This is a genomic window from Echinicola soli, assembly GCF_006575665.1.
GTDB classification, from domain to species: Bacteria; Bacteroidota; Bacteroidia; order Cytophagales; family Cyclobacteriaceae; genus Echinicola; species Echinicola soli.
Genome location: NZ_CP041253.1, coordinates 4,446,539 through 4,459,882, shown reverse-complemented (window position 1 = coordinate 4,459,882; position 13,344 = coordinate 4,446,539). Strand labels below are relative to the sequence as shown.

The 13,344-nt window shown below is 43.5% G+C and carries 12 protein-coding genes; 3 read left to right on the top strand and 9 right to left on the bottom strand.

The window, feature by feature from the left end:
* The first annotated feature begins 173 nt into the window (after nt 1-173).
* Nucleotides 174-2,723, top strand: a complete 2,550-nt coding sequence (locus FKX85_RS17550) for a phosphoenolpyruvate carboxylase (protein ID WP_141615968.1) — start codon at nt 174-176, stop codon at nt 2,721-2,723.
* Between the two features lie 82 nt (nt 2,724-2,805).
* On the opposite strand, the gene FKX85_RS17545 is transcribed toward FKX85_RS17550, so the two are convergent.
* From FKX85_RS17545 to FKX85_RS17520, 6 genes are all read right to left on the bottom strand, one after another.
* Nucleotides 2,806-3,294 (bottom strand): Dps family protein, encoded by a 489-nt coding sequence (locus tag FKX85_RS17545; RefSeq protein WP_141615967.1) that lies wholly within the window; start codon nt 3,292-3,294, stop codon nt 2,806-2,808.
* 434 nt (nt 3,295-3,728) lie between these two features.
* Nucleotides 3,729-4,745 carry a hypothetical protein gene (locus tag FKX85_RS17540; RefSeq protein ID WP_141615966.1) on the bottom strand — a complete coding sequence of 339 codons (1,017 nt, stop codon included), beginning with the start codon at nt 4,743-4,745 and terminating at the stop codon, nt 3,729-3,731.
* Between the two features lie 20 nt (nt 4,746-4,765).
* On the bottom strand, nt 4,766-5,089 hold the full coding sequence (locus FKX85_RS17535; RefSeq protein WP_141615965.1) for a DUF3817 domain-containing protein: 324 nt from the start codon (nt 5,087-5,089) through the stop codon (nt 4,766-4,768).
* 2 nt (nt 5,090-5,091) lie between these two features.
* Nucleotides 5,092-5,730: a hypothetical protein gene (locus tag FKX85_RS17530; protein ID WP_229239666.1), complete on the bottom strand. Its 639-nt coding sequence runs from the start codon at nt 5,728-5,730 to the stop codon at nt 5,092-5,094.
* A gap of 58 nt (nt 5,731-5,788) precedes the next feature.
* Nucleotides 5,789-6,331: an acyl-CoA thioesterase gene (locus tag FKX85_RS17525; protein ID WP_141615964.1), complete on the bottom strand. Its 543-nt coding sequence runs from the start codon at nt 6,329-6,331 to the stop codon at nt 5,789-5,791.
* A 333-nt stretch (nt 6,332-6,664) separates the two neighbouring features.
* Nucleotides 6,665-7,318, bottom strand: a complete 654-nt coding sequence (locus FKX85_RS17520) for a protein-L-isoaspartate(D-aspartate) O-methyltransferase (RefSeq protein ID WP_141615963.1) — start codon at nt 7,316-7,318, stop codon at nt 6,665-6,667.
* 328 nt (nt 7,319-7,646) lie between these two features.
* On the opposite strand from FKX85_RS17520, the gene FKX85_RS17515 reads away from it, so the two are divergent.
* Nucleotides 7,647-8,234 (top strand): riboflavin synthase, encoded by a 588-nt coding sequence (locus FKX85_RS17515; protein ID WP_141615962.1) that lies wholly within the window; start codon nt 7,647-7,649, stop codon nt 8,232-8,234.
* 322 nt (nt 8,235-8,556) lie between these two features.
* Here the strand turns inward: FKX85_RS17515 and FKX85_RS17510 are convergent, their stop codons facing one another.
* The 3 genes from FKX85_RS17510 to tamL all read right to left on the bottom strand — a co-directional run bounded on the left by FKX85_RS17510 (nt 8,557) and on the right by tamL (nt 12,557).
* Nucleotides 8,557-9,141: a phosphatase PAP2 family protein gene (locus FKX85_RS17510; RefSeq protein WP_141615961.1), complete on the bottom strand. Its 585-nt coding sequence runs from the start codon at nt 9,139-9,141 to the stop codon at nt 8,557-8,559.
* Between the two features lie 4 nt (nt 9,142-9,145).
* Nucleotides 9,146-10,054 (bottom strand): oxygen-dependent coproporphyrinogen oxidase, encoded by a 909-nt coding sequence (gene hemF / locus FKX85_RS17505; RefSeq protein WP_141615960.1) that lies wholly within the window; start codon nt 10,052-10,054, stop codon nt 9,146-9,148.
* 85 nt (nt 10,055-10,139) lie between these two features.
* Nucleotides 10,140-12,557, bottom strand: coding sequence for a translocation and assembly module lipoprotein TamL (tamL, locus tag FKX85_RS17500; protein WP_141615959.1), 2,418 nt, complete (start codon nt 12,555-12,557; stop codon nt 10,140-10,142).
* Nucleotides 12,558-12,572: 15 nt separating this feature from the next.
* On the opposite strand from tamL, the gene FKX85_RS17495 reads away from it, so the two are divergent.
* The gene (locus tag FKX85_RS17495; RefSeq protein ID WP_141615958.1) at nt 12,573-13,316 is read left to right on the top strand and encodes a TrmH family RNA methyltransferase; all 744 of its coding nucleotides are present in this window, start codon (nt 12,573-12,575) and stop codon (nt 13,314-13,316) included.
* Nucleotides 13,317-13,344 lie beyond the last annotated feature (28 nt).

Genomic DNA, 13,344 nt, shown 5'->3' with positions numbered 1-13,344 from the left:
CGACAATGTTTTGTTAAATCATCGTATAAAACGTTGTTTTTTTAAAAAATAATCAATGAAAATAGTGTTTTTGTGAATATTTTATTGTAAATTAGGGTTGTTTTAATCAAATTGTTTTTAATTCGATATATTTTGATTAAATTAAAATTTTCATAAAAAAGTAACTATAAACCATGTCAAATACCTACCAGACTGAGATAGCCAAGCGGTTTACCATTTACAACAGTTTATTTCTAGATCTGCCTTTTGATGACATTTACCGGACGGGAACATTGCTTCCAATTTTATCTTCGGAATGTAAAAAAGGCTTTGCAGAGGGGAAAACCCCAAAAGAGATTATCAACTCATTTTTTGAGGGTATGTTAGCCTCAGATTCATCCAAGGAAAAACACAATTTACTGTTTCAGCTGGTTCAATATGTAGAAAGACAGGTTGTTCTTTTTGACTCTATTGAAGATGCTGCCTTCGAGAAAATCAATGATGTAAAAGGTAAAGGTACCATGAACGCATTGATTTCCAGGGTGGAAAGCGATAAGAAGAAGGCTGAGCTGATCGAGAAGCTACGGACTTTCTCTATCCGTCTGACGCTGACGGCGCACCCTACCCAGTTTTATCCAGGAAATGTGTTGGCCATCATCACTGATTTAGAGTCGGCGATCCGGAAAGATGATTTGGGCAGCATTGATGCCTTGCTGAGGCAATTGGGCAAGACAGCCTTTATCAATAAGGAAAAGCCTTCTCCTTATGAGGAGGCGGTCAGCTTGTGTTGGTTTTTGGAACACGTCTTCTATAAGAGTATTCCGGATATCATGGCCAGGGTCCTCAGAAAGCTCGATATTCCCTTGCACGAATGGGATAATCCAGACCTGCTCAAAGTAGGTTTCTGGCCAGGCGGTGACCGTGATGGAAATCCTTTCGTGACACATCAAATCACCATGGATGTAGCGGATAAGCTTCAGGAGACGATCCTTAGGTGCCTGTACAGGGATGTAAGAAAGGTCAGAAGAAGAATGACCTTCAAAGGCGTAGAGTCGCTGATGCTGGAAGCTGAAAACGGCATCTATAAGACCCTTTATGGTGGAGAAAAAGTACTGAAGTCAAAAGAAGACTTGCTGAAGATTCTTTTGAAGGCTAGAGGGATCATCATCGAGTCGCACGATGGGCTCTTCTTGGATATTCTGGATGAGTTTATCCTAAAGGTAAATGTGTTTGGTTTTTATTTCGCCTCCATGGACATGCGCCAGGACAGTAGAAAACACGCCGCTCTATGGGAAGAAATCATCGAGGTGAGCCAAGGAAAGGATGCCCTAAAGAAATACCAGGAAGGCACTGAGGAAGAGCAAATTAATACAATCCTTTCTTTTAAGGAGTTGCCAAATCCGAAATCACTTAAGGATGAATTCCATCAGGAGATGTTGGAGAGCATCGCGTCTATCAGTTATGTACAGGACAATAACGGCAGTGAAGGCCTTCACCGGTACATTATCTCCAACTGCCAATCGGAACTGCACATCCTTCAGGTGTACCAATTGAATAAGCTTACACTGGCTCCAAAGGGAGATTTGAAGCTTGATATTGTGCCATTATTTGAGACTATCGATGATTTGGCAGCAGCGCCGGAAATCATGGAGCGTCTTTATTCAAACAAGGTGTATTCTGCACACTTGAAGTCAAGAGGTAAAAAGCAAAGTATCATGCTGGGCTTCTCAGATGGAACCAAAGACGGTGGCTATATCCGAGCCAATTGGTCGATTTTGCGTGCTAAAGAAGAACTGACTAAAGCTTCCCGAAAATATGAAGTCAGCGTAGTGTTCTTTGACGGAAGGGGTGGGCCTCCTGCCAGGGGTGGTGGAAATATGCACAACTTCTACGCTTCGCTGGGTGACCAAGTGGAAAATGAAGAAATCCAGGTGACCATCCAGGGACAGACCATTAGTGCAAATTATGGTAAACCCGTTTCCTGTACGTATAACTTGGAGCAATTGCTCAGTGCAGGGCTGGAAAATCACTTGTATCCAACTGAAGAAAATAGGCTTACCGATGACCAAAGAGCATTGATCGATGAAATGGCTGATATCAGTTATCAAGCTTATAAGGAGTTTAAGAGCCATCCGCAGTTTGTGTCCTACTTGGAAAAAGTGACACCGCTCAAGTTCTTTGGCAAGACCAATATCGGTTCGAGACCATTGAAGAGAAGCAAAGGTGAAGCGATGAAGTTTGAAGACCTGAGGGCTATTCCTTTTGTCGGGTCTTGGGCACAAATGAAGCAAAATATCCCAGGTTTTTACGGTGTAGGCAAGGCTATTAGTGAAATGGAAAAAAGAGGCAAAAAGGATCAGGTAGCCAAACTATACCAGGACTCCCTTTTCTTCCGCTCTCTGATGGGCAATTCCATGCAGTCACTGGCCAAATCCTATTATCCTGCCACGGCCTACCTTAAAGATGATAAGGAATATGGCGGTTTCTGGGAGCTGATGCATGCAGAATATCAACAGTCATTTAAGAAAATACTGGAAATTTCTGGAATGAATGAGCTCTTGGAAGATAACGCTGTAAGTAGACAATCTATAGAAATTCGGGAAAAAATAGTATTGCCGCTCATCACCATTCAGCAGTATGCCATTCAGGAAATGCTGGAGGCAGGGAAGGAAAATACGGTCTTGCAGAAATTGATTCTAAGGACTATGTTTGGTATTATCAATGCAGCGAGAAACGCAGCATAAGGTATACCACATGACTCAAAAAAAAATCCCCGATCCAAATTGATCGGGGATTTTTTTAGGTTTTATTTTTACTTAAAGTTAATTACTTAAGAAATGAAGTGAGCATCCAGTGATGCAGCTCGATGCTCTTGATCATGGCGATCAGCATATCCTCTGTGGCGGAATCGCCAAGTTCTGCAACACTTTCTGCACATTCGTTCATGTTTTCTGCTAGGATTTCAAAGTCTTTGAGGACTTCTTTTACCATTTTATCCGATGACAGGTCGGTTCCCACCTCAGTAATATCGGAATGCTCCAGGTATTCTTTGATCAAGCTCAGTGGGGTCATGCCAAAAATCCTGATTCTCTCGGCAATCAAGTCGATATTTTCGAAAGACTCAGTGTACAGTTCCTCAAACTTCTCATGCAGGTCAAAAAAGTCTCCCCCGGTCACATTCCAGTGAAAATTCCTTAGCTTTTGATAATGCACATGGTAGTTGGCCAGTAATTTATTAAGTGATTTGACGATTTTCTCTGATTCTTCGGCGTTATAACCTAATTTCTTAAAAACTCTTTTTTCTGAAGTAATCATAGTTGTGATGGTTTTAAAATTATACGTTAATGATTAACTAAATTAAAATTTGTGTATCAGTCATTTTCGAAATGAAAATGGCTGGTAATATGAAACAGGTAAAAATCCTTCTGATTTCATCTTGTTTCGGCTGCTTAATTTAAAACATATTCTGTGCCAAGTCTTAATTGTTTATACGTAATATAACCTACAGGGATGTGGTATTGTTTTGATTTAACAATAATTTGGAATTGATATTGGTAAAAATAAGTAGTCTAAGTAAGTTGGTGCTAAACGGAAAACCGGATTCAGTCCCTTATTAATACAATAAGCTACTCTTTTGGTACCCTGTTTTATATGGAAAAGGTGGTTTTTAGCCCATGTGGTCACACTTTTTGGAGGTAGTTAAGAAAATACGACCTTTTCCGATAACTGTCGTTCATGATCGCTTTACTCTATTTATGGAGCACCTGCCTCAAACTATGACGAAGGATTTCTCCCATGTTTTTGCAGTCCAGAAAGGCAGAGGTTTTATAGTGTTTGGAAAGGTCCTCCTTTAAGCTCTCCACATTTTCGATGGGGGCAATGATATCCCTTTCCATACTGTAAAGGATGTCTTCGATTTCTATGGTAGAGGTCTTAAGCCTAAAGGCGATCAGTGCCCGCTCTTCACGCTGGTATTGTGCCATGGATTCAGGGGTAATGTGCTTGATGCCCAGTTGGATAAGGGTGTTGTTTTGCTTGTAATATTGTGGGAGGTAGACGGTTTTTCTTCCCTCGTAGGACTGCTGGTCAAAGTCAATGGCCCTGATTCTGTAATGGATTTCTTCGAAATCAGGTGTTACGTCCACCACAAAGTTTGAGGAATGCATGTCGCCCAATAGTCTTACAAAGCAACGCTCGTTAAATTTGACAAATTCCTTGGATATCCGGATAGGGTTCAGCAATGGATCCTTGATTTGAGTCCGCATAAATTGCTCTCCGGGAATTCCGGCAATATGTTCTTCGATCAGCGTATCTTGGTAAACTAAATAGCTGATGCGGTTTGGAGAGAGGAGGTGTTCAAGCTCCAGCCCGTACACTCGTGAAGCATCTGCCGTTTTTACATAAAAATAATCGAAATTATCATTGATGCGATTGACGATTCGGATACGGAAAGGTTTTGTGTTGCCGTAGGTACATAGATCCACCCTGTCCACATAAAGGTGCTGCATGACACTCATATCACCTTCAGCTTTGAGGATGGCATAGATCTTTCGGAGGTTATAATAGATGTCTGCCCGGTCCTGTTCATTGTAAAAGACCGTTTCCCAAAGCGTATCATTTCCTCTGGAATCATAGAGTGAAATGGAGCTCATAAACCTTAAGAGCTCTTTATAGTGCACAGGAATGTCCACTTCCCTGCCGTATTTAATAAGGTAGGTGCGCAGGCCACTTCGGATGGGATAGATATGTTTCTTTTTATCTATCATGATTCCTTACGATCTGATCGTTAATTCTGATCCTCTATTTGATGTCCTTGCTGGCGCAATTTCCTGTCAAAAAGGAAAGGGCCAAATGGCAGGACGGAGGCAATTAGGGCAAATAAAGTCCTACGAAACGTCCAATTAAGGCTTCTCCGTGTCGGGAAAATAAGGTAAACATAAGCAATGAAAAGAAGGCCGTGCACCCAGCCTGTGTATTTTACCGCCAGGGGCATGTCCATGGTGTACTTTAGCGGCATGGCGATAAACAGTAGGAGGAGGTAGGAAATACCTTCTGCATAGCTGATGATCCTAAATCGATTGAGAACTCGTAATTTATGTGCGTTGTCCATTTTTATTTGTTGATATTGAAAAATGCCTGAAGACTTTTCCATAGCTGTTTTTTGAGGTCTTGCTCTTCAAAGATCACAGGCAGGCTATCGGCAAAAAGGTACTCAATTTCGTCATCACTGGTGACTTCATAATTGGCCTCTTTGAGCTGAATCATTGGGTGGCTCAGGCGCCCAAATACCAGGATTTTATGTGGGTTGAGCTGTTGGACTGCTTCCGGTGGAAGTCCGGCCACCTGGGAAGCGGAGACCAAGGCAATGTCTTTGAGCGAGTAGGAAACCGCCCTGAGGATTTTTAGTAAAAATGCCTTTAACTCCTCGCCAAGTGGATCATCTTGGTGAATGACTAACAAGCCTTTTTCAAAATCCCCATCGTAAACCAATGAAGGTGATGAGACGGTTTCATTGTCCGGTTGTTCTTGGGGGCTATCAGCAGGGTTGTCGGCTGGGATTGCGGGATTTTCCTTCGAAATATCTTCAGTAAAATCCTTGAATTTATCCGCTAATAGTATCTCTTGGGCGTCTTCAGGGATAAGGAAAATATCTTCCTCTATAAAGAATCCCAATTTATCGATGTCCATTTCTTCCATAAGGCTAAAATGATCAAAAAATCGCCTGAAAACAACTTTTGTTTGATTTCTCACAGATTCGGTGGATTTTTACATGCGGAACCCTGAAAATCTGTGAGGACCCGTTTTAGAATTACTTCTTCTTTGCACCCAAAGCCTCTTCCAGGCCAAAGATGGATTTGAGCTCCACGGCATCTTTTGGATCCATTCTTTTGGAAAGTACCAGTCGTAATTGCCGTCTACGTAGTGCTCCGTCAAACAGCTCCTTCTCCTCGTCAGTGGTAGGCTCCAGCTTGGGTACTTCGATGGGACGGCCGTTTTGGTCCACGGCCACAAAGGTGAAAAATGCCCGGTGGGTCTTGGTTTTTTTATTGGCAGGAATGTCCTCGGCCCATACTTCGATATAGACTTCCATGGAGCTGTTGAAGGATCGGGTCACTTGGGCTTTTAGCGTGACGACGTTGCCCAGGGCAATGGGGTGCTTGAAAGAAATACTATCTGCTGAAGCCGTCACCACGATCCTGTTGGAATGTTTCTGTGCCGCGATAGCACCCACTACATCCAGCCAGTGCATCAATTTGCCCCCCATGAGGTTGTCGAGTGTATTGGTGTCATTGGGCAGGACCATCTCGGTCATGACTACTTCAGATTCCTGTACTTTCTTTGTTTTTCCCATTTTAATTATATTTTTTACGAAAATACGAAATTATTATTCAAATAATAAAATGATAATAGGTGTATTTTGGAATAATGTTTTGATTTGTTTTTTTGTATTAGGCTTCCTTTTGCATCTATTTGTACTATTGGTAAAAGATTTAAGTACATGCTATCGATTCAGGGACCTGTCTGGGACTAGAGACAGATCCATTGTGGTTTCGCTTTGCTTGGAAGCTCCCCAGCTGACTTCCAAGCAAAGAGGGAGGAAGAGACATCTTGATACTTGCATCGTGTTACCATTTGTTTTTTATTCTTTCTTCTTGTCTCTTCACGCTAATCTTGATACCTCTCCTTACCATCCTTCATGCCCCAGCAGCGGCACAAAAGCAAAGCTGTCGTATTCTTCCTGCGTAATCTGCTTGGCGGTTTTTTTTGTTAGCTTCATCATCTTTTGAGTCTTTCTATCTCCCACAGGGATGACCAGGATTCCACCAACTTTCAATTGCTTCAGCAGACTTTTGGGCACCACAGGCGCACCTGCCGTGACGATGATCTTGTCAAAAGGAGCTTTATCGGGAATTCCCAGCGAGCCATCACCTTGATAGAAGTGGGCTTTGATGCCGAGTTTGGGAAGGAATTTTTTGGTCCTTTGATATAGGTGTTGGTTATATTCTATGGTGTGAACTTCAGCCCCCAGAAGATAGAGTATGGCTGCCTGATAGCCAGATCCAGTGCCTATTTCCAATACCTTGTCACCGGCATTGATGGCCAATAGTTCACTTTGGAAGGCCACCGTAAATGGCTGGGAAATGGTCTGTCCTTCACCGATGGGGAAAGCTTTGTCCTCATACGCATGGGAATGCAAGGCGCTGTCAAAGAAAAAATGACGCGGGATCGTACCAATGGCTTCCAGCACTTTCTTGTCCATGATGCCCTTTCTTGCCAGTGTTTTTACCAGTGCTTTTCGCTGGCCTTTGTGAGAATAGCTATCCTCCAATTTTATCATAATGATAAGTGAACTTATTTGCGTTGAAACTTCTTTTTAACACGGATAATGCATTAGGAATCGTAGTAGCCTGTCCCGGCGGATGTCGGGAAGAACCGAAAGTGCAATAAAATCAGTTAGTTTGGAGGTGTGAGCGTAGCACCGCTACGGTTGCACCGAAAACTAAAGCGCAGCAGCTGATTTTGAAGCAATTTAAGGTCGCAACAGATAGGCTAATGCATATTTCAGGTTTAATGCTAAGTTAATGGATTAAATCGCTTAATTTTAATCCTGAATAGGCAATTTTACTTATTGCCTGATTTTATGAACGTTAAATTTTAGTCAGAAGATGTTTACTGGTATTGTAGAAACGATGGGTGAAATAGTGGCCATCTACCAAGAAGGTACAAATATCCATTTTGATATCAAATCACCCATTACGAGTGAACTGAAGATTGATCAGTCTGTGGCGCATAACGGCGTGTGTTTGACAGTGGTAAAGGTGAACGGTGATATTTACAGGGTGACAGCCATTGACGAGACACTCAAAAAGACAAGCCTTAAGGAGTGGAAAGAGGGTACCAAGGTAAACCTGGAAAGATGCATGCCGGCCAATGGCCGTTTTGATGGACACATCGTGCAGGGACATGTGGATCAGATCGGTAAGGTGGAGCGGGTAGAGAACCAGGATGGGAGTTGGCTCTTTGATTTCTCCTTTGAAGATACTGCCGGCAACGTAACGGTGGAAAAAGGTTCCATTACCATTAACGGTACCAGCTTGACCTGCTTCAATTCCAAATCAGGAGGCTTCTCAGTAGCCATTATTCCTTATACCTATGAGCACACCAATTTTCACCAGCTGAAAGTAGGTGACAGGGTCAATTTAGAGTTTGATATTGTGGGAAAATACATTCAACGGATGGTGAAGGGGTATTGATTTTATGGTATCAAGTAGTGAGTAGAGAGACTTAAGACAAAGGATCAAGTGGAAAAGCTGTGGGGATAACCAGATCGTTTTTTAATGGAACTTAGGTAATATCAATAGAAAAACGTCCCCAATTACCATGGGGCAGGCTATGACGAGCGGGGCAAAGTAGTGCCACTTGTACTCTCAAGAACGTTTGGGATTGCTTCTCTTCGCTACTACTGCGATCAGAATGGCGAGAATTTATAAGACCGCGTATCTGTTTAGGTGTCGCAGTCCCGATCGACAAATATAGGGGATGTGTGATCCCCTAAAATACCAATTGATTTGTTCGTCACTTACCCATTTTTTCCACTTTTCGGATGGTGGTCATTTTGATCTTTACGACCAGCCACCAGGCGATGACTGCCGAAATCATGCCCACGATAGCGCCCACGATTACATCGGCAGGATAGTGGACACCTAGGTAAATCCTGGAATAGGAAACGAGGGCTGCCCACAAAAACATCCACCCAAAGCCCTTGACTTTTCGGTGGAAGGTCAGCAGCAGGTAGGTGGCCAGCGAAAAAGTATTGGAGGCGTGGGAGGAAGCAAAACCATACATGCCACCACAATGTTTGTAATTAAACATAATGCCTTCCCATCGCGGATCATGGCAGGGGCGTGGGCGCTCAAAGAAGGGTTTCATAAAACCAGAGGCTATTTGGTCGCTAAAAAGAATTGCCAAAGCGATCCCAATGAAAATCCAAATACTGCCTTTCCCCGCATTCCTGATGATCAAATAGACCAGCAGGGCATAAAAAGGAAGCCAAATCAGCTTGCCCGAAATGCCAAACATGATAGGATCCAGCCAATCCTGGTGCTGGGCATTTAGAAAGAGGAAGAGCTCTTCGTCCCAATGTTTCAGTGTTTCTATCACAGATTTAACAGTTTATCCAGTCAATATCTTTTTTCAATAGCCTGACCGTTTCGGCCTCTTTTGAGCCTTCTTCCGGGATGTTCATATATTCCCATTCTGCTACGGGCGGCATGCTCATGAGAATGCTCTCGGTTCGGCCATTCGTATCCAATCCAAACTTCGTCCCTGCATCCCAAACCAAGTTGAATTCGACGTATCTACCCCTTCTCAGGGCCTGCCATTTTTGTTCATTCCCACTAAATGGCAAAGCGGCATTCTTGGCCATAAAGTGACGGTAAACTTTTGGGAAGAGGTAGCCAATGGATTTTACAAATTCATAAATGGACTCAAAAGAATTGGCTTCCGTAGCGTTCAAACGATCAAAGAAAATGCCCCCAATGCCCCTGGTTTCCTCACGATGGGGAAGGTAAAAATAATCATCAGCCCATTTTTTGAATTTTGGATAAAACGCAGGGTTATACTGGTCGCAGGTAGCTTTTACTTGTTCGTGAAAGTAGCGGGCGTCTTCCTTGTCCACATAGTGGGGGGTAAGGTCAATGCCCCCTCCAAACCAATAGGTGCCGTCGCTCATTTCAAAATACCGTATGTTCATGTGGATGATCGGTACCATTGGACTGCTTGGGTGGATCACGATGGATACGCCCGTAGCATAGAAATCAGCCTTTTCCAGTTTTAGTTTTTTCAGAATTTTATCAGGTGTGGGGCCATGAACGGCAGAGAAAGCCACACCTCCTTTTGCAATGACATTTCCATCTTTGATGATTCGTGTGCGACCACCACCACCTGCTTCCCTTTTCCAAAGGTCTTCATGGAATTTTGCCTTTCCATCGCCGATTTCCAGCTCTTGACAGATATGGTCTTGAATGGATTTAAACGCTTCTGAAACCTGTTCTTTACTGATACTATTTGACATTAAAATGATGCTTAAGGATAACGCTGCACTTAGAAATTTTTATGGTTAAACGGTTCGGCAGCGACGATGTTCCAAAATTAATCCATTAGAAAGGATATCCAATACCAATGTTAAATACCGTTTGTCCTTTTTCGCCCAGGGGTTTTTTAAATGAAAGGTTGTCAAGGACAAAGCGTTCACCCTCTGGCTGGGCCGGGTCGATGGCCTTGATTCCCATATCCAGTCTGAGCACCAGAAAATCAAAATCCATCCGCAGTCCGATCCCTGTGCCCACCGCAATTTCCCGAACGAAGGTTTTTGGCTTAAACTGGGAGCCTTCACGGGTGGGGTCTTCTTTTAGGGTCCACGTGTTACCTGCATCTACGAAAAATACTCCGTCAAAATACCCAAAGAGCTCACGCCTGATCTCAAACATCCCTTCCAGCAAAATGTCTCCCGGCTGCTCATAACGGTAGTCAAAATAGCCTTCTTCATCTGTCTGGGGGGTGAATGATCCCGGTCCCAAGCGCCTTGGCGACCAAGCCCGGATACTGGTACTTCCCCCAGCAAAGAAGTACTTTTCATAGGGTAACACCCCGTCACTTATACCATAAGGAACCGCCAGTCCTGCATTGATACGGTAGGCAAAGGTACTTTTCCTACTGAGCGGAATATATCTCCTGAAGTCTGACTGGAACTTCAGGAATTGGAAGTATTTCAAACTGCGGTTTTGAAAGTGGGATTTGTTCAGGAGGTTGATGGTGGTACCACCACTTTCGAAGTTAAGTCGCCACAGGGAAGACCGGTTTCTTTGCCAGAGGCCATACTGGTTGAAGTTGATGATGACCTGACCGGAAACACTGCTGACGTAAGAGGACTGGAATGAATTGATCAAGTTGTTACCTTGCTCCTGGAGTTCTAACAGACGCTCCTCAAAAACGGGATCTAAATTAGACCTGATCAGGTTGGCGTCCAGTATGTTGACGCTATATTGCTGCCGCTGGTTTCTGGTAGCCCAATTATAGGCAATTATCGTATTGAATCCTTCCCGGATGTATTCCGGCCTATTTACATAATTATATCCGATCAGTGTTCTGGTTCGGGGGTTATACCGGCCATAGCGTTTGAGCCCTTTCCTGCTAAAGGGGAGCAAAAATTGGGGAAAAATCACCGAAGCGGAGGTGCTGAGCTCCCGGCTACGGTAAACGCCCCCTTCTGCCGTGGCCGATGCCACTCCTTCCAGGCCGGCCCGAAAATTGAATTCAAATATCTCAAGTCCCCGAAAGAGGTTCCTGTTTCGAAGCGAATGGCTGAAAAATGGCCCTGGCAGTTGTTCCGTGATGCTGGCACCCAGCTGGTTGGTGATTTGGTATTTTTCATTGGGCTGGGTCTGAATACGTGTCGTAATGTGATTGCCCAGTGTATCAAAAGAAATATTGATATAGCGGAAAATATCCAAATTGGCCAGCTGTCGTTGGGTTTCCAGTACTTCGGCCCTGTTATAGAGCGCTCCTTTGTCTATAAAAACCCTGGAATCAATGATTTTTTCCGAATAGCGGTCACGGTACATGATATAGGAGATGTCGTCATATTCCCTTTGCACTTCTTGGTCTGTAATGACTTCTGTGGGCGTAGAGATCTCAAAGATCACCGAATCGATCGTGTAAACTTTGTGCTGCTCTGCATAGGAGGGTTTTCTGATGACCTGTTCGATGACTACATTCTTGTCTAGTGTATCCTTGTAGACATTATATTCGATATAGGTTTTGGAGAAGGTATAGTAGCCGTTGTTTTTGAGCAGGTCTTCGACTTGCTGGCGCTCTTTGGTGAGGTTGTCTTGGTTGTACCGCTGGCCGGTATGTACGAGACTGTTTTCGGTGTCCATCTCCAATAAACGTGAAATATTGGCATCACCAGTCTTGGTGTAGCTGCTGTCTATAAGGTAGGGACTGTTTTCCTCTACTTTATAGGTGATGTACATCTTTTTCCTTTTCCGTTGTACTTGCGTGCTCACTTCCGCCTCAAAAAAACCATGGTTGACCAAGTAGTTTTGGATTTCTCTTTCTGACTCAGCCGTTTTGGCACTGTCATGGACGGTTTTTGGGTTTCCCGTTCGCATGAACCAGTTGCCATAGTTCAGTTTCTTTTTGAGGTCGTCTGTTCTATTGGCGTATTTGTAATACTGTTTTTCTAGTTTGTTGTTGTTAGGATCGGTTTCGAGTTGGGCTTGAATATCACGCTGTTTGGCTTGTATGGAAGCCATTTTTTGGGCCACTTTTACGCTGTCATAGTTGGCTTCGCCGATATTGTAAACGAAGACACCCGGGGAAAAATTCAGAATGGGTATCCGAGTGTTGGGGAACTGTTTGATCAGCTGCTTGACTTTTACTTCATTGGCTTTTTTGATGCCTTTAAGGTCAACATCATAAATCAGGTATTCGCCCTCTTTGAGCCCCTTGGTCAAAGAACATGACGAAAGCAACAGCAAGGCAAGAATAAAGTTTATATATTTGGTTTTATTCACAACTAATCGACCTTAATGATCAGCAAAAATACGCTTAAGTTTATTAAATCCTTGCAACAGAAAAAATTCCGTAAACAGGAGGACGCTTTTTTTGTGGAAGGCGCCAAAAATGTAACGGAATTACTGCTTTCGGATTTTGAAGTTACGCATCTTCTTTATACTGCCAAATATCATGAAGAACATTCCCAGCTGATCAGTTCCTCTAATGCTGCAAGTCATGAAGTGTCCCCAAAGACCTTGGAGTCTGCTGGCTCTTTTAAAACCAACGACGCAGCCCTAGCAGTAGCCAAAATTAAGAAAAATACTCCATTTGACATCAGAAAAGGTGAACTGGCCATTGCGCTGGATGATGTGCGTGATCCTGGAAACCTGGGTACCATCATCCGGATCGCCGACTGGTACGGGATCCATAAGTTGGTGCTTTCTTCACAAACAGCCGATTTTTATAATCCCAAAGTACTACATTCCAGTATGGGTTCTTTTACACGGGTGTCTTTTTTTTACACCGACCTTGAAGCTTATCTGCCTCAGCAACCATTACCGGTTTATGGGGCGTTTTTGGAGGGAGAAAACATCCACAAGCGAACGTTGGCACCAGAGGGGATTATTCTTATGGGCAATGAGGCCAATGGAATCAGTCCCCGGCTTGAGAAAATGGTGACTGAGAAACTGACCATTCCTCGATTTGGCCATGCCGAATCCCTTAATGTGGCCATTGCCACCGCGGTAATTTGTGATAATTTTAGGAGAGGGGGCTAAAGCCTGCTAGGTCAAAATGGAGCCATTG